This window comes from Flavobacterium amylolyticum (assembly GCF_048284335.1).
Classification (GTDB): Bacteria; Bacteroidota; Bacteroidia; order Flavobacteriales; family Flavobacteriaceae; genus Flavobacterium.
This window is the reverse complement of the sequence record NZ_JBLVPG010000003.1, coordinates 136,191-155,316: the sequence shown is the minus strand read 5'-3', so window position 1 is coordinate 155,316 and position 19,126 is coordinate 136,191. Positions and strand designations below refer to the sequence as shown.

At 34.6% G+C, this 19,126-nt stretch carries 16 protein-coding genes; 6 read left to right on the top strand and 10 right to left on the bottom strand.

What is annotated here, in order from left to right; all coding sequences use genetic code 11:
• Positions 1-160: 160 nt before the first annotated feature.
• Entirely contained in the window at positions 161-3,613 is a 3,453-nt protein-coding gene (locus tag ACNQF9_RS11565) for a methylmalonyl-CoA mutase family protein (protein WP_417990259.1), read from the top strand.
• Positions 3,614-3,957: 344 nt separating this feature from the next.
• Entirely contained in the window at positions 3,958-4,710 is a 753-nt protein-coding gene (locus tag ACNQF9_RS11560) for a glycerophosphodiester phosphodiesterase (RefSeq protein WP_417990258.1), read from the top strand.
• A gap of 84 nt (positions 4,711-4,794) precedes the next feature.
• On the opposite strand, the gene ACNQF9_RS11555 is transcribed toward ACNQF9_RS11560, so the two are convergent.
• The 9 genes from ACNQF9_RS11555 to recF form a co-directional block, all read right to left on the bottom strand.
• Positions 4,795-5,346, bottom strand: a complete 552-nt coding sequence (locus tag ACNQF9_RS11555) for an RNA polymerase sigma factor (RefSeq protein WP_417960709.1) — start codon at positions 5,344-5,346, stop codon at positions 4,795-4,797.
• Positions 5,337-6,443, bottom strand: a complete 1,107-nt coding sequence (locus ACNQF9_RS11550; RefSeq protein WP_417990257.1) for a glycosyltransferase — start codon at positions 6,441-6,443, stop codon at positions 5,337-5,339. The genes ACNQF9_RS11555 and ACNQF9_RS11550 overlap by 10 nt, the downstream gene beginning before the upstream one ends.
• Before the next feature lie 99 nt (positions 6,444-6,542).
• Positions 6,543-7,157 (bottom strand): FMN-binding negative transcriptional regulator, encoded by a 615-nt coding sequence (locus tag ACNQF9_RS11545; protein ID WP_417990256.1) that lies wholly within the window; start codon positions 7,155-7,157, stop codon positions 6,543-6,545.
• 33 nt (positions 7,158-7,190) lie between these two features.
• Positions 7,191-8,204, bottom strand: coding sequence for a UDP-N-acetylmuramate dehydrogenase (gene murB / locus ACNQF9_RS11540; RefSeq protein ID WP_417990255.1), 1,014 nt, complete (start codon positions 8,202-8,204; stop codon positions 7,191-7,193).
• A gap of 48 nt (positions 8,205-8,252) precedes the next feature.
• Positions 8,253-10,100, bottom strand: coding sequence for an asparagine synthase (glutamine-hydrolyzing) (gene asnB / locus ACNQF9_RS11535; protein ID WP_417960701.1), 1,848 nt, complete (start codon positions 10,098-10,100; stop codon positions 8,253-8,255).
• 2 nt (positions 10,101-10,102) lie between these two features.
• On the bottom strand, positions 10,103-11,170 hold the full coding sequence (locus ACNQF9_RS11530; RefSeq protein ID WP_417960699.1) for a glycosyltransferase family 4 protein: 1,068 nt from the start codon (positions 11,168-11,170) through the stop codon (positions 10,103-10,105).
• Positions 11,171-11,175: 5 nt separating this feature from the next.
• Positions 11,176-11,847, bottom strand: coding sequence for a DUF2461 domain-containing protein (locus ACNQF9_RS11525; RefSeq protein WP_417960697.1), 672 nt, complete (start codon positions 11,845-11,847; stop codon positions 11,176-11,178).
• Between the two features lie 6 nt (positions 11,848-11,853).
• Complete coding sequence (locus tag ACNQF9_RS11520; protein ID WP_417990254.1) at positions 11,854-12,552, bottom strand: thioredoxin domain-containing protein; 699 nt, start codon at positions 12,550-12,552, stop codon at positions 11,854-11,856.
• A 72-nt stretch (positions 12,553-12,624) separates the two neighbouring features.
• Positions 12,625-13,704, bottom strand: a complete 1,080-nt coding sequence (recF, locus tag ACNQF9_RS11515) for a DNA replication/repair protein RecF (RefSeq protein ID WP_417960693.1) — start codon at positions 13,702-13,704, stop codon at positions 12,625-12,627.
• A 232-nt stretch (positions 13,705-13,936) separates the two neighbouring features.
• Between recF and ACNQF9_RS11510 the strand changes: the two genes are divergently transcribed.
• Together ACNQF9_RS11510 and ribH are read left to right on the top strand one after the other, a co-directional pair.
• Positions 13,937-14,716: a tetratricopeptide repeat protein gene (locus ACNQF9_RS11510; protein ID WP_417960691.1), complete on the top strand. Its 780-nt coding sequence runs from the start codon at positions 13,937-13,939 to the stop codon at positions 14,714-14,716.
• Positions 14,717-14,801: 85 nt separating this feature from the next.
• Complete coding sequence (ribH, locus tag ACNQF9_RS11505; protein WP_417960689.1) at positions 14,802-15,377, top strand: 6,7-dimethyl-8-ribityllumazine synthase; 576 nt, start codon at positions 14,802-14,804, stop codon at positions 15,375-15,377.
• 174 nt (positions 15,378-15,551) lie between these two features.
• On the opposite strand, the gene ACNQF9_RS11500 is transcribed toward ribH, so the two are convergent.
• Positions 15,552-16,124: a YciE/YciF ferroxidase family protein gene (locus ACNQF9_RS11500; protein ID WP_417960687.1), complete on the bottom strand. Its 573-nt coding sequence runs from the start codon at positions 16,122-16,124 to the stop codon at positions 15,552-15,554.
• A gap of 396 nt (positions 16,125-16,520) precedes the next feature.
• On the opposite strand from ACNQF9_RS11500, the gene mutL reads away from it, so the two are divergent.
• Positions 16,521-18,362 (top strand): DNA mismatch repair endonuclease MutL, encoded by a 1,842-nt coding sequence (gene mutL, locus ACNQF9_RS11495; protein WP_417960685.1) that lies wholly within the window; start codon positions 16,521-16,523, stop codon positions 18,360-18,362.
• The gene (locus ACNQF9_RS11490; RefSeq protein WP_417960683.1) at positions 18,359-19,105 is read left to right on the top strand and encodes a rhomboid family intramembrane serine protease; all 747 of its coding nucleotides are present in this window, start codon (positions 18,359-18,361) and stop codon (positions 19,103-19,105) included. Before mutL ends, ACNQF9_RS11490 begins: the two co-directional genes overlap by 4 nt.
• Positions 19,106-19,126 lie beyond the last annotated feature (21 nt).

Below are 19,126 nucleotides of genomic sequence, written 5' to 3'. Positions count from 1 at the left end.
CCCGCTTTTCGCTGTATCCTCGCCAAAAAAAGCGAGGGATGCCACTTCAATCGGGGCTAAATAACAAAATTCTGCCTAATTTATCAACAACCAGCAAGAACATCAAATAATTTTTAAAATAAAATTGTAAATTGCAGTCTTAAATTATCATATTCATAAAATGGAACAACAAATACCATATATCCCTAACAATAAAGTAAGAATTGTAACCGCTGCAGCTCTTTTTGACGGTCACGATGCCGCAATCAATATTATGCGTAGAATCATTCAGTCTACAGGTGTTGAGGTAATTCATTTGGGCCACGATAGAAGTGTGGAAGAAGTTGTCAACACAGCGATTCAAGAAGATGCGAATGCAATTGCAATAACGTCCTATCAAGGTGGACACAACGAATATTTCAAATACATGTACGACTTGCTTCAGGAAAAAGGAGCAGGGCAAATTAAAATATTTGGCGGCGGCGGCGGAGTAATCCTGCCTTCTGAAATTGCCGAATTACAAGCATACGGAATCACCAGAATTTATGCACCAGATGACGGACGTGCTATGGGATTGCAGGGTATGATAAATGATTTAGTACAACAATCCGATTATCCTGTTGGAGATACACTGACAGATGAAATAAAACATTTGGAACAAAAAAATCCAAAAGCAATTGCCAGAATCATTTCATCAGCAGAGAATTTTCCGGAAATAGCGGCCAAAACTTTGGTAGCCATCCAAAAAAAGAATCTGGATTGTAAAACTCCAGTTCTTGGAATTACAGGAACCGGTGGATCTGGAAAATCATCATTAGTGGATGAATTAGTGCGTCGTTTTCTAATCGATTTCCCTGAAAAAACTATTGGATTAATATCGGTCGATCCATCAAAACGGAAGACAGGCGGTGCCTTGTTAGGCGATAGAATTCGAATGAATGCCATCAATAGTCCTAGAGTTTACATGCGTTCATTGGCAACACGCCAATCAAATCTGGCTTTGTCTAAATATGTTGCCGATGCGATTCAAGTGATCAAAGCAGCAAATTATGACATCATAATCCTGGAAACCTCAGGTATAGGACAATCGGATACGGAAATCATGGATCACTCTGATGTATCCTTATATGTAATGACACCGGAATTTGGTGCGGCAACGCAATTGGAAAAAATCGACATGCTTGATTTTGCCGACTTGGTAGCAATAAACAAATTTGACAAACGCGGTTCTCTGGATGCATTGAGAGACGTTAAAAAACAATACCAACGCAACCATAATTTATGGGATGCTAATTTAGATACACTTCCGGTTTTCGGGACGATTGCCTCGCAGTTTAACGATCCGGGAATGAATACGCTGTACAAAGCGATAATGGATAAAGTCCATGAAAAAACGGATTCTGATTTGAAATCAACGTTCAAAATCACGCGTGAAATGAGCGAGAAGATTTTCGTTATTCCACCGCATAGAACGCGTTACTTATCTGAAATTGCCGAAAGCAACCGAAAATATGATGTTACTGCGGTAACTCAAGAACAAGTAGCACAGAAATTATATGGAATTTTCAAAACGATTGAAACGGTAACCAAAAAAATACCTGAAATAAACAAAGCAGGAATTAATGACGATTCAGTTTTACCAAGTGCTTTGGAATCTGAAAAACCAGGTGCTGCTGAGGACAAAATATTTTTGAATCTTTTACTGAATCAATTCGATAAAGTAAAAATGGATTTGGATCCATACAATTGGGAAATTATTTTGACTTGGGACGAAAAAGTAAACAAGTACAAAAATCCAGTTTATACGTTTAAAGTTCGGGATAGGGAAATAAAAATGGCGACCCATACAGAGTCACTTTCGCATTCCCAAATCCCGAAAATTGCGCTACCAAAGTACAAAGCTTGGGGTGATATTTTACGTTGGTGTCTGCAGGAAAATGTTCCTGGAGAATTTCCTTTTACCGCTGGTTTGTATCCTTTTAAACGGGAAGGAGAAGATCCTTCTCGTATGTTTGCCGGAGAAGGCGGACCGGAAAGAACGAACAAACGTTTTCATTATGTAAGTGCAGGATTACCGGCAAAACGATTGTCAACGGCTTTTGACAGCGTAACGTTATACGGTAACGATCCACATGTACGTCCTGATATTTATGGAAAAATCGGTAATGCCGGAGTTTCTATTTGCTGTTTGGATGATGCGAAGAAATTATATTCTGGTTTTGATTTGGTTCATGCGATGACTTCGGTGAGTATGACTATCAATGGGCCAGCGCCCATGTTGTTAGGTTTTTTCATGAATGCGGCGATTGACCAACAATGTGAGTTTTACATCAAAGAAAATGGTCTTGAAAAAGAAGTTGAGGTAAAAATCAACAAAATTTATGAAGCAAAAGGAGTTGAAAGGCCGCATTATCAAGGTGATTTACCTCAAGGGAATAATGGTTTAGGGTTGATGCTTTTGGGTGTAACCGGAGATCAGGTTTTACCTTTGGAGGTGTATAACGAAATAAAAGCAAGAACGTTATCTCAAGTACGTGGAACCGTTCAGGCTGATATTTTGAAAGAAGACCAAGCCCAAAACACCTGTATTTTCTCTACGGAATTTGCGTTGCGATTGATGGGTGACGTACAGGAATATTTCATTACTAAGAATGTTAGAAACTTCTATTCGGTTTCTATCTCAGGATATCACATTGCTGAGGCTGGTGCAAATCCGATTACGCAATTGGCTTTCACACTTTCGAATGGTTTCACGTATGTGGAATATTATTTGAGTCGTGGGATGAGTATCAATGATTTTGGACCTAATTTATCGTTCTTCTTTTCGAATGGAGTGGATCCGGAATATGCAGTTATCGGTCGTGTGGCACGTAAAATTTGGGCGAAAGCCATGAAAAATAAATACGGCGCTAATGAACGTGCTCAAATGTTGAAATACCACATTCAAACGTCAGGTCGTTCTTTGCACGCACAGGAAATAGATTTCAATGATATTCGGACTACTTTACAAGCGTTGTATGCGATTTATGACAATTGTAATTCCTTGCATACCAATGCGTATGATGAAGCAATCACTACGCCTACAGAAGAATCAGTGCGTCGTGCAATGGCGATTCAGTTGATTATCAATAAAGAATTAGGATTGGCCAAAAACGAAAATCCAATTCAAGGTGCTTTCATTATTGAAGAGCTAACGGATTTAGTGGAAGCTGCAGTTTTACTCGAATTCGACCGAATTACAGAACGTGGTGGCGTTCTTGGTGCTATGGAAACCATGTACCAACGCAGTAAAATTCAAGAAGAAAGTTTGTATTATGAGACTTTGAAACATACCGGTGAATTTCCAATTATTGGTGTGAATACATTCTTGAGTTCTAAAGGTTCTCCAACAGTAATCCCAGCCGAAGTAATTCGTGCGACCGAAGAAGAAAAACAATACCAAATTGATATGTTGAACCATTTACACCAATCCAATCAGGATTTAGTGAAGGAACATTTAAATACGCTTCAGGAAGCAGCCATTAAAAACGAAAACTTATTCGAACATTTAATGGAAGCAACGAAGGTTTGTTCTTTGGGACAAATTACTTCGGCTTTGTTTGAAGTAGGCGGGCAGTATAGAAGAAATATGTAGACATAACTCAGAATCTGTTAAGTGTAATTAAACATAAATATAGATAAAGGTGTTTTAAAATAGGACTATGAAAAAATGTATTGAGAACAGGTTTAATTTATTTGTTCTCTATGCAGTTTTACAGATGAATTATTCTCACGTATAAAATTATCACCACTAGGCTAATTTATATTTACAATCTAAAAAAAGTGATTTTTTTAGATTTTTTATTTGGTAATAATTAGATGATAATTTATTTGTCAAGAAGTCTAATATATAGATATAAAACTGCAATAATTTAATCCATCCTTAATATATGGGTTCCTGTTAAAAACTACTTTTACGATATACTTCAAACAAAAATTATGAAATACACGAAACTAGTACTGGCTTCCTTATTAGCCTTGTTTTTTTTAAATTGTTCCTCAAACAAGTTTGTGGTCTGTGGGCATAGAGGAGCGATGGGGCATGCCACAGAGAATACATTAGCATCCATAAAAAAAGGAATTGAATTGAAAGCGGATATGCTAGAAATCGATGTTTTTAAAATTAAAACAGGCGAACTGGTGGTTTTTCACGATGATGATTTGGATCGCCTCACCAATGCAAAAGGAAAAATTGAAGATTACACTTTTGATGATTTAAGAAAGGTTCTGGTAGCTGGGAAACATCAAATCCCAACACTGCAAGAAGTGATAGCGGTTATCGATAAAAAGGCAGTCCTTAATATTGAATTAAAAGGGACTAATACTGCGACTGATACCTATAGAATAATAGAAGAATACAAGAAAAAAGGTTGGAGTAATAAGGATTTCTTTATTTCTAGTTTTCGTATTGGGGAATTACAAACCATGCGATCTTTAAGTAAGGAAATAGCGATTGGTTTACTTACGTATAAAGAGCCTATTGAAAGTATTATTAAAACAGGAAAGGAACTTAAGGCGCAAGCAATTAATCCGTATTATAAGACTTTAACTGCTGAAAATGTTGCTGTAATGAAGGCGAATGATTTTAAAATTTATCCTTGGACGGTGAATGAACCTCTGGATGTTAAGAATTTACAGGAACTTAAAGTAAACGGAATTATTACGGATTATCCGGAGAGAATTGTAAGATAGTCTTAGAATATATAGCATCTTTTAAAGCGATCTGAAGTTATTTTGGATCGTTTTTTTATTTTATACAATATGATTTTTTGAAATTTATCGTCTGCTTTGAATGATTTCTGCTAATAATTTTTTAGCGCGAAGCAATTTAACTTTTACATTACTTAAGGGTTCATTCATTTTATTTGCGATTTCCTGATAACTCATTTCCTGAAAATACCGCAACTGAATAACTTCTTGATAATGAGGTTTTAGTTCTTTAATAAACCGTAATAATTGCGAAAGATTTTGTTCGGTAATTAATTCGTCTTCTGCAGATGGGGTAGTGTCTGCTATGTTGTAGGCTTGATGGTCTTCCTCATCGGTAATTTCGATAAAAAGACTCGATTTTTTTTTTCGCAGTACATCGATATGTACGTTTTTTGCAATGGCGATGAGCCAAGTATTAAACTGAAATTCAGAGTTGTAAGTAGCTAATTTGTCAAAAGCTTTCGAGAATGTTTCAATAGTAATGTCCTCGGCATTGGTTTCATTTTCGGTACGTTTTAGCATAAAACCATACACCTCATTCCAGTAATAATTCAATAGAAAAGTAAAGGCAGCCTGATCGCCTTGTTTCGCTTTTTCTATTTGTGTGTTTATTTCCAATGTACCGGTTTTGAGAATGTATTTGTAATAAATATATTGATTTGGGTTAATATTAAAACCAATTCAATTATTGGATACCAATATACAACATCTTTTTCTTTTAATTTAGCTGCCGAAAATCCGATTACAATCCAAGCAATAAGGTATCTAAGCGCAATTAAAATCAATACTAAAATCCATTGGTATTGAAATGACAGCAATACAATGGACAGCACTATAAAGAGCAATTGGGAACAATAGAATGTACCTAACTGTAACTTATCGAAAGGTTTGTAATAATTTGCCGTAGCTACGTGTCTTCTTTTCTGTATCAACCAGTCTTTGTAGGTAGTTTTAGGTTTAGAAAGCGTTACGCTTTCTGTTGTGTAGGCAATAGAGGTGTTTTTACCTTTGGCGGCTTGATTTATAAATAAATCATCATCGCCTGAACGAATTTGCATGTGCTCTATAAATCCATTTACATTGAAAAATTCTTCCTTCTTGTAGGCTAAATTTCTTCCTACACCCATGTACGGATGTCCTATTTTTGCCCAAGAAAAATATTGAATTGCGGTAAGCAATGTCTCAAAACGAATTAGTTTATTGAGGAAGGAATTAGCAATTTTTTCATATTTTCCATATCCCAAAACAATTGTTTTTTGCATCGTAAACTGGGAACTCATAGCGGTAATCCAATCTTTGGAAGTAGGATAACAATCGGCATCAGTGAAAAGTAAATACTCTTTTTTGGCTGCTTTTATACCTAAAGTCAACGCGTATTTTTTATTTCCCCAAAAAGCTTCGTTATTTTTTACTTTTACCAGACGAATATTTGGATATTGTTTTTCAAAACCTTCAAAAATTGCCAATGTGGTATCACTTGATGCGTCATCAATCAGGACAATTTCAAAATCAGGGTAGTTTTGTTCTGCAAGTAGCGGAATGAAATTTATAGCATTTTCTTCTTCATTTTTGGCACAAACGATAACTGAAATGGGAATTCTTTTGGGTGTTATTTTTTGTGTTTTTGCGAAAGCAAATTTCCCAAAAACGCCTAAATAATATAAAATTTGAACAGCAACAATAAAGATAAAAATGTAAAAGATTAGTATAAGCATTTGAGTTTAGTGAGTTTTTATTTCCGAAATTTTAGGAGATTGCAAAGGTATGAATACAATTGCCAATTGTAAATTATAAAGTATGAATTTTGAAAGAATCTATATTGGACATTTCTTCATCTCATTTGCAACAGCTATTGACTGATTGTTATTGCTTTTTTCTAGCTCTGATACAATTTTTTTATAATTTTTAGCATCACGATTTTGCGACATTTTTCTAGTGGCTTGTATTTCAGTGATTTCAATTTCAAACGCTACAATGCCGCGGCTTTGTAACATAGTTTTCTTTGATAAATTTTCTACTCGAACTGGATTTTCAGAATTTAGCTCGTATTTATCAACTAATTTTTTTAAGGATTCGATGACGGCATCTCCTTCAATAATTTTTACTTTTCCATATACATGTATGGCTATATAGTTCCATGTAGGTACATTTTCATGATCGTACCATGAAGACGAAATATAGGAATGAGGTCCAGAGAATACTGCTAAAACTTGATCACTGTCAGTAAAACCATTCCATTGCGGGTTTTCTTTAGAAATATGTCCACATAAAATGTCTTTACCAGCTGTATTGGTCTCTAATTCCAATGGGATATGTGTTGCGCACAATTTTCCATGGGTTTGATTGATTAAGATTCCAAAGCTGTTTTCTTGTAAAAATTTTTTGATTTCTTCTTGATTTTCGTTTTTGTAAATTTCTGGAATGAACATGTTTATTAGGAATTAAAATTTTTGAATCTATAATTAAATTACATTTACTTCGGCTTCAATATGAATGCCAAAAATTTTGAAAATTGTCTCTTGAATATTTTTAGAAACATTCAAAATTTCCTGTCCTGTGGCATTGCCATAATTCACTAATACCAATGCTTGGTTTTTATGAATTCCGGCATCACCAAATCGTTTACCTTTGAAACCAGCCTGTTCAATCAGCCATCCCGCTGGAACTTTGACTTCAGTTTCTGAAATGTCATAATATTTTATTGCTGGAAATGCTTGCTTAATTTTCTCAAAGTCTGATTTAAGCAGAATAGGATTTTTAAAAAAACTCCCGCTGTTTCCCAACACTGCCGGATCGGGTAATTTACTTTGTCGAATGGCAATTACAGCATTGCTAACATCTTTTAACGTAGGATTTAAAATGTTATTTTGGGTTAATTCGGTCGAAATATCTCCGTAAGAAATGTTGATTTTATGGTTCTTTTTAGTCAATTTATAAACTACGGAGGTAATAATGTATTGATCTTTAACTTCGTTTTTAAAAACGCTTTCTCGGTAGCCAAAATGGCATTCTTCCTTTGTAAATGTCCTTATTTGCTGATTTTCTATAGTCATTGCCTCACAGGAAATAAAGGTGTCTTTTATTTCGGTTCCGTACGCTCCGATGTTTTGCACTGGTGTAGTGCCAACATTTCCAGGAATGAGTGACATGTTTTCTAATCCGCCAAAATTTTGAAGTACAGTCCAAAGCACAAATTCATGCCAGTTTTCGCCAGCTTGACTTTCGATCCAGACAAAATCATCATTTTGATCAATTATTTTTTTTCCTTTCAAATCAATATGGATTACAAGCGCCTCGACGTCTTTAGTCAATAGCATATTGCTTCCACCTCCTAAAATAAATTTTTTATGAGATTTATTTTCTTGTAAAATAGTTTTCAAATCTTCATTTGAATGAACGGCGACAAACTGTTTTGCTTTGGCTTCAATGCCAAAAGTGTTGTATTTTTTTAGTGAAAAATCATGTAGTATTTCCATAAAAGAGAGTGCTTTTGTATTATTTACTCGTAGGTTCAAAAGTAAGTATTAAAATTTGGTTGCATACGTTTTCATCCAAATATGCATCATAAATAAGGGCATAATGTAAGGAATCATTCGAGAGTCTCCTTTGAGTGAATTCAGTACAAGTTTCTGTATTTTGATGTGTTCAAAATAAGGCATTTGAAACAGATCACTTTTCGAAAAAGAGTCTAGTTCATCTTTAAAGGCATGACTTTTAGTAATGTAATCTCCCCAAGGAGCACTCAGACCAACTTTTTTGAATTCTAGGATTTCTGTAGGCAAACGCTTTTCCATTGCTTTTTTTAGAATGAACTTGCTTTTTTTTCCAGTAAAGAGCCATTTATCGTCCAAGGATCCTAATCCAACAATTAACCTCGGGTCTAAGAACGGTTCCCTGCACTCAATGGAAGCACCCATCGTACACCGGTCATTCCGGTCAAGGAGTGAGCATAAATAAGTGTGTTGGTCAAAATAAAGAGCCTGTCTGCGCAGGTTATTGGGATATAAAGATTTTGCTTCTTTATAAATTTGTTTTCTGTATTCGTTTTTTGGTTGTGAATTAATTCCGAAAGTTTTCGCAATATCATTTGGATAGATGTTAGAGCCATTATAAATGACTAAATCGGATTCAGTATTGATTTGAGCGTAGCGTATTAATTTTTCGTATCTCGGGGTTTTTGTAAAAAGATCTATAGTACCAATCATTTTTATTGCATGCAATAATGATGGATATTGTAAGGTTTTGTATCGCACATATCCTCCCATTAATTCGTCAGCTCCTTCACCAGAAAGTAATACTTTTACTGAGGGTTTTGCCATTTGAGAAACCGCTAAAAGATGCGGTTCGTTCAAATGCATTATGGGTTCATCTTGAAAATAAGTCGACCGTATTAATTGATCGTAAAGGTTGTTGTCTTCTAATTTTAGGGTTTGAAATCCATAATTGCATTTCTCCGCCATCTTTTTAGCCAAATGGGCTTCGTTATGTTCTTTCTCTTTGAAACCAATATTAAAAGTTTGTATGTCTTTGTAATTTTGGTGGTATAAGGAAGCTAAAATGGAGGAAGAATCGAGTCCTCCACTCAATAAAACTCCTACGGGGACATCACTTACCATTCGCATTTTAACAGAATCATCAAAAGTTTCCCGGAACCATTCAATCGGATTTTTAATTTCGGTTTGATTCTGTATTTCTCTTTTTAAATCCCACCATTTTTCAGTTGTGACTTTTCCATCTTCATGAATAGTCATGATGTGTCCAGGCAATACCTTTTTTATGTTCTGATATAAGGTATTTTCACCGGCAACAAATCGGTTAAAAATATATTCTTCCAGTCCGTCCTGTGCCATTTTAAATGGAACTCCAGCAGTAAAAAGTGCTTTTTGTTCTGATGCAAAATAGAACGTTTCATTGTAAAAAGAATAATACAAGGGTTTTACACCCATTCTGTCCCGAACCACAGTCAGTTTTTTTTGTTCTTTGTCCCAAATAGCAAAGGCAAACATCCCGTTGAGGCGGTTTAGCATTTTTAAACCGTGTAATTGAAATAATTTCATCAGAACTTCAGTGTCCGAATTAGTTCTGATATCAAATCCCTTGTTTTTTAGTTCAGGATAAAATTCTTTAAAATTGTAAATTTCACCATTATAAACCATAATATACCTTCCGTTTTCTGAAAGAAAAGGTTGGTGGCCTGCTAATGAAACATCCAGAATTGAGAGTCTTCGGTGTCCAAAACCGATGTTGTTTTCTATAAATAATCCCTTGTCATCGGGGCCTCGATGTTCCAGTGAATCCCGCATTTTAGTAAGTATGCGCTCGTCAACTTTTCTTTGCAATTGTAAATGCAAGATTCCATTAATTCCACACATTATTAATGAGAGAGATTTGAGTTAATTAATTGATGGTATTTCTGTGCTATTATTTTCATATTGATGCTGTAATTTGTTTTTTCCTCAACAAGTCTTCTGTTTTTAAAAACGGCACGTTTACGATGTTCAGAATTTTCGAAGGACCAAATTAACTCTTGAGCTAATTTTCTAGAATCATTTAAAGGAATCAGTAAACCATTATCACGGTGTTTTATCCAACTTTGATTTCCTGGAATATCACTTACGATGGGATAACAATTTGTTGCCATAGCTTCAAATAAGGATGCCGAAACTCCTTCGGTTATTGGCATACTAATGTAAATGTTACACTGTTGCAGTAGTTTTGGTAATGCAGTATTAGGGATTCTTCCTGTAAAGATAACTTTCTCTTCAATCCCTAATTTCTCAGCTAAACTCTTGAGTTTGCAAAGTTGGCTACCATCTCCTATAATTGTAAGTACGAAATCTATTTCTTTTTGGTTTAAAATAGCAAATGCTTTTAAAATAATATCATGGCGGTATTCCGGTAACAAAGAACGCGTGACGATAGCAGAAATTTTTTCTGGATTGGCATTGTTTTTATCTTCAAATTTTGCCAGATCAATTCCTTTAGGCAACACTAAAACCTTCTTCATATCAACTTTGGCGTCGATCATAGAAAAAGTCATCACAGGACCCCAAGCATGAATTAAAGTAGCTTTTTGAAAAGCATAATTTTGAATAATTCTTTTTAGAGGTAGTAAAATTGAATTTTCAGGCCATAAATCGGTAATTCCTTGTTGCGCAATTGCTACGGGTTTTATGCCTGATAATGCAGCAAGAAAACCGTAACTGGTTGTTCTTTCAGCAATAACCATGTCTGGTTGTTGAGCTTTTATTATTTTTCTAATTTTAAAAACAGCTAATTTAAATTCGAAAATCCTTAAGATTCGGTTCCGAATACCGGTGTTGGGCGTTTTTAATTCCCAAGTGATGATTTCGAATTCACCAAATTCTTTGAGTCCGTTTATCCAGGTGATGGCATCGGCTCTGTAGGCTTCTCCAAGAAAAAGTATTTTCTTTTTTTTCATTATAATCACTCCGAAGTTAAAGCTCGATTTATGAAATCGTTCAGCGGTTTTAACGCAATTAGTTTTTCACTTATGATTGCTACGAAATCTTTTTTAGAAACGGAAGAAATATCAATTTTCTGCGAGGATTCAAAACTTTTCAATTTTAATAATTCAATTGCTGGATGCTCTTTTTCGTAACCCCTTGGCGGGTTTTTCAACATGTTTTTTTCATTGCGATCAAAATCGTTAAATTCCTCTTTAAATTTTTTTTCATTTAGAATAACTTCTAAATCATCATAGAAATAAGCAATTTCTTTACGCATTTTTTTTAAGTCATCTGCTTCCGGACAGTACAATCCTCCGGCAATAAAACTACCTCCTTTTTCTAAATGGATGTAATACCCCGAGCGATTCTGACCTTTTGCACCAGAAGAAAGCCAAATGCCCAAGTGTGATTTGTAAGGCGTCTTGTCCTTTGAAAAACGGATATCGCGGTTAATTCTAAAAGTACAATTTTTTACTTCAAGCATTTCCAGCGAGGGATCTAGTGGTTTCATAGAGTCCAGTAAAGCACTAACTAATTGCTGGTAGTCTTGCTTAAAGGATTCGTACCGTTTTTTATTCTCTAAAAACCAATCTCGATTATTGTTGGCTTTTAAATCCTCCATAAATTGCAGTGTGTCTTTTGAAAGCATCTTGATTTATTGTATTTGTTTTTTTAATTCCTCTTCTTTTATAAAACCGGAATGCTTCCATTTAACTTCTTTATTCTCGTACAATAATAATGTCGGGAGTTCGCTGATTTTCATTTCAGAAATCAAAGTTTTGTTTTCGTCAGCATTCAATCGAATAATAGTAACTTCATCTGATAAATCTTGTTGCATTTTCAAAAGGTACGGCGTCATTTTTTTACACGGGGCGCACCATTCAGCATAAAAATTAATCAATATTTTTTTGTCAGTGTCTACTAATTTGTTGTATTCCAGTACTGTCATTCCTATAATTTTGCTAGTGGGTTTTGATAATCCAGCAGCATCCCATTTTAATATTCCGCCTTGTAACTGATAAATTGTTGTAAACCCAATTTCTTTCATTTTTTGAACGGCACTTTGGCTTCTTCCTCCGCTTTTACAATATACAAAAACGGGTTTTGTTTTATCTAGTTTTGCTGTGCTGGCTACAAAATGATCCCCTAGCCAATTTATATTTACGGCTTTATCAATATGGTCTGAATGAAATTCTTCTGGAGTTCGTACATCCAGAATTTGTGGATTCGACGTAGCCCCAATTTTTTCAGCAAAAGCTTTTGCATCGATCGTTTTGTTGTCTTTCGAAGTTTGTCCGGTACAGGATAAAACAACAAAAGGTAAGAGTAAGAGGAATATTTGATTAAGTTTCATTGAATTTTAATTTGGAGAGGCTAAATTAAGTGATTTTTCAATTTTTTGAACGGTATAAATATTAAATAAAAGTTATAAGTTGAAAATTTTATAGGTTTGATGTGTCGATTTTACAATTGCTTCAGTTCGTTCAGGATGCGTGTCAGAAATAAAAAGTTGTCCAAAAGTATCGCTATTGACCATTTCGATTATTTTAGCTACACGACTTTCGTCTAGTTTATCAAATACGTCATCAAACAGTAAAATTGGTTTTACACCACTTTGTTTTTTTAAAAACTCGAATTGTGCTAATTTTAAAGCGATCAAATAGGATTTTTGTTGCCCTTGAGAGCCAAATTTCTTTATAGGATGTTGATCAATTTCAAAGGCTAAATCGTCTTTGTGAATCCCTACACTTGTATAATGTAGGGCTCTGTCTTTGTTAATGTTTTCTTGTAAAAGTAGCAATAACTCTTTTTCAAATAAATGGCTTTCATAGACGAGTTGAACGGTTTCCTGAGAACCTGTTATGGCTTGATGGTGGCTGTTGAAAACAGGGATAAATGCTTCAATAAATTCTTTTCTTTTTTCGAAAATATAATTTCCAAAACCGTTGAGCTGCTCATTATATATGGACAACGTATCGTTTTCGAAAACATGATTTAATGCAAAATATTTCAATAAAGCATTGCGCTGACTCATTACTTTTTGGTATTGAATGAGTTGCTGTAAGTATTGAGAATCCAGCTGTGAAATGACGCTGTCCATAAATTTTCTTCTGGTTTCGCTGCCTTCCACAATTAAATCTCTATCTGCTGGAGAAATAATAACCAAAGGAATAAACCCAATATGGTCCGAGAATTTATCGTACGCTTTACCGTTTCGTTTTAATATTTTTTTCTGGCCTTTCTTGAGACTGCAGACAATTTGTTCAGTCCTGTTATTCTTCTCAAATTCAGCATCAATCACAAAAAATTCCTCTCCGTGTTTAATATTCTGAACGGCTAACGGATTAAAATAGCTTTTTCCATACGATAGATGGTAGATTGCATCGAGTACATTGGTTTTGCCAATACCGTTTTTACCTACGAAACAATTTATTTTACTGTCAAATTCAAAATTAGCTTCTGAGAAATTCTTGTAATTGAATAATGAAATTTTTTTTAAATACATGGGTAAGGCTTGCTGGTATTGAGAACTTTGCTGTTTTTGGACGCGTTTTTCAAAGAGGGTGCAAATTATTGAAAAATATTGATATAAAGGCCTTTTCCAATTTTTCTGTGGCAATTATTTTGCCATTCGAAAGAAAGAATCAGGCAGGATATTTTTTTTGAATATAAAAGCATATTTTTTGCGTGGGTTTGAATAAAAATTTTATTTTTGCGATTCACTAAATTAAATTGAAATGGCTACTTACAGTAAAAGAGGATATAAAGCACCAAAAGAAAAAGAAGTAAAAGAAGCAGGAGTTGAAGCAGTAGTTATTGATGAAAAAGACAGCACAACTGCGGAGGTTTTTTCAAAATTAGATGAAACCGCTTCAATAACGGAGGATTGGGTTGCTAAAAACCAAAAAATTATTATTGGATTAGTTGCCGCTGCTGCCTTATTTACTATTGGTTATTTAGCATATCAAAGATTTATTGCTGCACCACAACAAGACGAAGCTGCTAATGAAATGTTTGTTGCACAACAAAATTTTCAAAAAGCAACTGACGGAATAGCAAGTGACTCGTTGTATAAATTGTCTTTGAATGGTTCAGAAGGAAAGTTTGGATTCTTGAAAATTGCTGATGAATATTCAGGAACTGATGCGGGTAATTTAGCTAATTATTATGCGGGTATTGCATATTTGAACACAGGTAAATATACTGAAGCGATTGCGTATTTGAGTAAGTTTAAATCAGATGATATTGTTTTAGGTGCTTTGGCAAAAGGAGCAATGGGAGATGCTTATTCTCAAAAAAATCAGCCAAAAGAGGCTTTAGAGAGTTATGTGAAAGCTGCAGAATCAAATAAAAATGATTTTACAACGCCACGTTTCTTATTGAAAGCCGGAAAGACAGCTTTGACTTTAGGGAATAAAACGGACGCATTGAAATATTTTACAACTATCAAAGAAAATTATGAAGCTACTCCAGAAGGTGCTTCCATAGATGTTTTGATAGGATTGGCACAAGAATAAATAGTGATATGAGATTGTAGATTTTAAATTTGAAAATTCTATCTTTAATGATGCAATAAAACGTGCAATCTAAAACTAAAATCAAATGGCTACCGAAAATAAAAATTTATCTGAATACGACAGAAATAGTGTTCCCAATGCTAAAAAATTCCGTTTTGGTATTGTAGTTGCGGAGTGGAATGAAGCCATAACGGAAGGTCTATTTAATGGGGCGTTTCAAACATTATTAGAAAACGAAGTTCCATCAGGACAAATTATTCGTTGGAATGTTCCAGGGAGTTTTGAGCTTGTATATGGTGCTAAAAAAATGCTGCAAACTCAAAATGTCGATGCTGTAATTGTTATTGGCTGTGTGATTCAAGGTCAAACAAAACATTTTGATTTTGTATGTGAAGGGGTAACACAAGGAATTAAAGATTTGAACGTTCAAACAGATGTTCCAGTTATATTTTGTGTGCTTACGGACAATACGATGCAACAGTCCATAGACAGGAGTGGAGGAATTCACGGAAATAAAGGTACTGAAGCTGCTATTGCAGCCATAAAAATGGCATACATTCGTCAACAATCTTCATTGTCACATCAAATAGATAATCAGCATTTATTATCTTCAGGTGCTATCCAGTTAGAAGAAGGATCTCCTTTAGAATTAAAAGAATAGATATTTTATTTTATTTTTAATGTTTATGTAAAAACCTACTCCATTGGAGTAGGTTTTTTTTATGGGTTTTCTAAAAGATTTATAGGAGATTTTATGTACGAATCTTGTTTCGAAAGTAAGATGCAATGATAAACGGTGTAAACTGTTTTATGAATTACAAATTATACTAATGAATTATGCGTGCGCATGAGCTGCATCCAAATTGATATCAGATAAAGCAATCTCGGTTAAAGATACATCTGCTTTTTTTTCTTCTTCAAGAGTTTTAGCTAATAAAGTAGCTGCTTTGTTTTCGCCAAGTGTCAATGCGTAAGCACGTAAAGTGCCGTAAGTAGCAATTTCGTAGTGTTCTACTTTTTGAGCTGCTGCAATAATTGCTGCATCACGTACTACACCTAACTCGGTTTCTTCCATAATCCCATCGGCTTCTTTGAGTAGACCTTCCATTGCATCACATTTTTTGCCAACGGCTTTCAGACCTAAAGATTCAAATACTTTTTCTAAACGAGTTACGTGCTCCTCTGTTTCTTTCAAATGATTTTCAAAGGCATGTATTAGTTTTGAAGAAGTAGCATTTTTTGCCATTTTAGGAATGGCTTTTGTAAGTGCATGTTCCGCCCAAAAGATATCTTTTAATCCGTCTTCAAAAAAATCTCTTAAACCTTGTGCAGCATCTGGTTTTGCTTTTACAGCTCCTTTTTTAGGGTCTACTTTTGTGTCTTCTTGTTTTTCATTGGTCGTTTTCATAATAAATATTTTTAATAGTTAACTTGTTTGAAATAACAAATTTAAGTTTTAAACAGGTATAGGGATTATATAATTTTGTTAAAAATTTTCAAAATTAACACTTCATGTGCTTGTTTATCAGTTATTTATGTCTCAGTCTTAATTTGCTTTTCTGTGCTTGATTTAGAATTAAAAAGAGGAGATTTATGTTTACTATATTTTCTAGACTGTAATAGATCTTGCGAGTTGGGACGGGTTGTAATCGTTCTTACTATGACATGCTTAATCAAATTTTCACGTTGTGAATTTTTGTTTTTAAAAAGCATATTAATAATAAAACCCACTAGAAATTCATTAAATTTGTAGTTCTTGGTTTTTAAAAACGATAAACCATAAACTTTAAACCTAAATTTTTTAATGTCGAGTATAATTCAATTACTTCCTGATCACGTTGCCAATCAAATTGCTGCAGGAGAAGTGGTGCAAAGACCTGCCTCCGTTGTCAAAGAATTGCTTGAAAATGCAGTAGATGCTAGGGCAACAGATATTAAATTAATTATCAAAGATGCTGGGAAAGCGTTGGTACATGTAATCGATAATGGTTTAGGAATGAGTGTTACGGATGCCCGCTTGTGTTTTGAACGTCATGCCACTTCTAAAATTCGTAAAGCGGAAGATTTATTCTCCTTGCATACTAAAGGATTTCGGGGTGAAGCATTAGCTTCTATTGCCGCGATAGCTCATGTAGAAATGAAAACTAAGCAGGATCAGCAGGAACTCGGAAATCATATAATTATTGAAGGAAGTAAGTTTGTGTCGCAAGCCGTAGCTGTTTTACCTAAAGGTACTTCATTTGCAGTGAAAAACTTATTTTTTAATATTCCGGCGCGACGTAATTTTCTGAAATCAGATACGGTGGAATATCGTCATATTATCGATGAATTTCAACGTGTGGCTTTGGCTCACCCAAAAATACATTTTACGTTTTATCACAATGGTAGTGAAATGTTCAATTTGCCACCATCTACTTTACGACAACGAATTGTTACTATTTTCTCAGGTAAAACGAATGAGAAATTAGTCCCGGTTCAGGAAGAAACCGAAATAGTAGCGATTCAAGGATTTGTTAGCAAACCTGAATTTGCCAAAAAAAATCGTGGAGAACAGTTTTTCTTTGTTAATGATCGTTTTATAAAAAGCGGTTATTTGCATCATGCGGTTATGGCAGCGTATGATGGAATCTTGAAAGATGGTGCGCAACCCAGTTATTTTCTCTATTTATCGGTGCCTCCTAATACTATTGACATCAATATTCATCCCACTAAAACGGAGATCAAGTTTGATGATGAACATGCGTTATATGCTATTTTAAGAGCTTCAATTAAGCATAGTTTGGGGCAGTTTAATGTAGCTCCGATTTTAGATTTTGAACGGGATTCGAATTTGGATACACCCTACTATTATAAAGATTTAGAAGGAGCTACACCGACTATTCAGGTTGATGGAAATTTTAATCCTTTCTCTGATGATAAACCCAATAAGCATTTTTCGAATTATAAGAAACCAGAATCAACCGCTAATTGGGAGAGTCTATATGTAGGGTTAAAACAAGATACGGATGAAATTGGGCAGGTTGCTTTTGAAAATGAAGAGGTAACTTCTTCTTTATTTAATGACGAAGAGGTTGAGCATTCCGTTCATAAAACCTATCAAATTCATAAGAAATACATTGTCTCATCGATCAAATCAGGAATGGTAATTGTCGATCAGCAGCGGGCGCATCAACGTGTTTTATATGAACAATTTTTGATAAACATGACAGTACAGCAAGCGTCCAGCCAACAGCTGTTGTTCCCGTTGAACTTGTTTTTTTCATCTGTCGAAATGGAGCTCATCGCTGAATTGCAACTTTCCCTTAGGAACACCGGATTTGTTTTTGAAGAAAATAATGCAGACCATATTGTTATTTCAGGAATTCCAGTCAATAGTACCGAAAGTGAAGTTTCATTGGTTTTAGAACAATTATTGAGCGACTTACAGGATGGGATACCAGAAAGTAGTTTCAGTCAAAACGACACCATTGCTAAATCAATGGCCAAAAGTTTAGCGGTAAAAACAGGAACACACCTTACCGAAAAAGAACAGGAAAATTTGGTGAATGGACTTTTTGCCTGTAAAGATCCCAATGTTTCCCCATTTCAAAAACCCACTTTCATCACCATGCGTGTAGAAGATTTAGATAAAAAATTTGCAATATGAGAAACGTAACTGAAACAGTAAAACAATTAATTATTATCAATGTATTGTTTTTTGTAGGAACACTTATTATAAAAGAACCAGCCTATAAAATACTGGCTTTGTATTTCCCTGAGAACCCTGATTTTCAATTGTGGCAACCAGTAACACACATGTTTATGCATGGTGGCTTTATGCATATTTTTTTCAATATGTTTGCCTTGTATTCTTTTGGATCAGCATTAGAACAAATATGGGGTAGTAAAAAATTCTTATTTTTCTATATTTCATGTGGATTAGGCGCTGCTTTGTTGCACACCGGTGTCAATTATTACTATTTTCAAGAGAGTTTGAATACTTTAATCGCTAATGGATTTCCCAAACAAGAAGTTTTACAAGTTTTAAACGAAGGGAAAATTAATACGAGATGGCAGGAAATTCTATCTGTTTCTGATTTTCAGAATTTTACAAGTGCCTACATGGGAACTGCAGTAGGTGCTTCGGGAGCTATTTATGGAACGATTGTGGCATTTGCTTTTATGTTTCCCAATGCTGAATTGGCTTTGATGTTTATTCCTGTGCCGATAAAAGCCAAATATTTTGTTCCCGGTTTAGTATTAATTGATTTGTACCTGGGGATTTCTGGAAAGTCTATTTTTGGAGGTGGCGGAATAGCTCATTTTGCACACGTTGGGGGTGCTTTGTTTGGTTTTATTATCATGTGGTACTGGAAGAAAAATCAGTTTAATAAAAATCGTTGGAATTAAAACTGTAACTCTTTAGAGTAG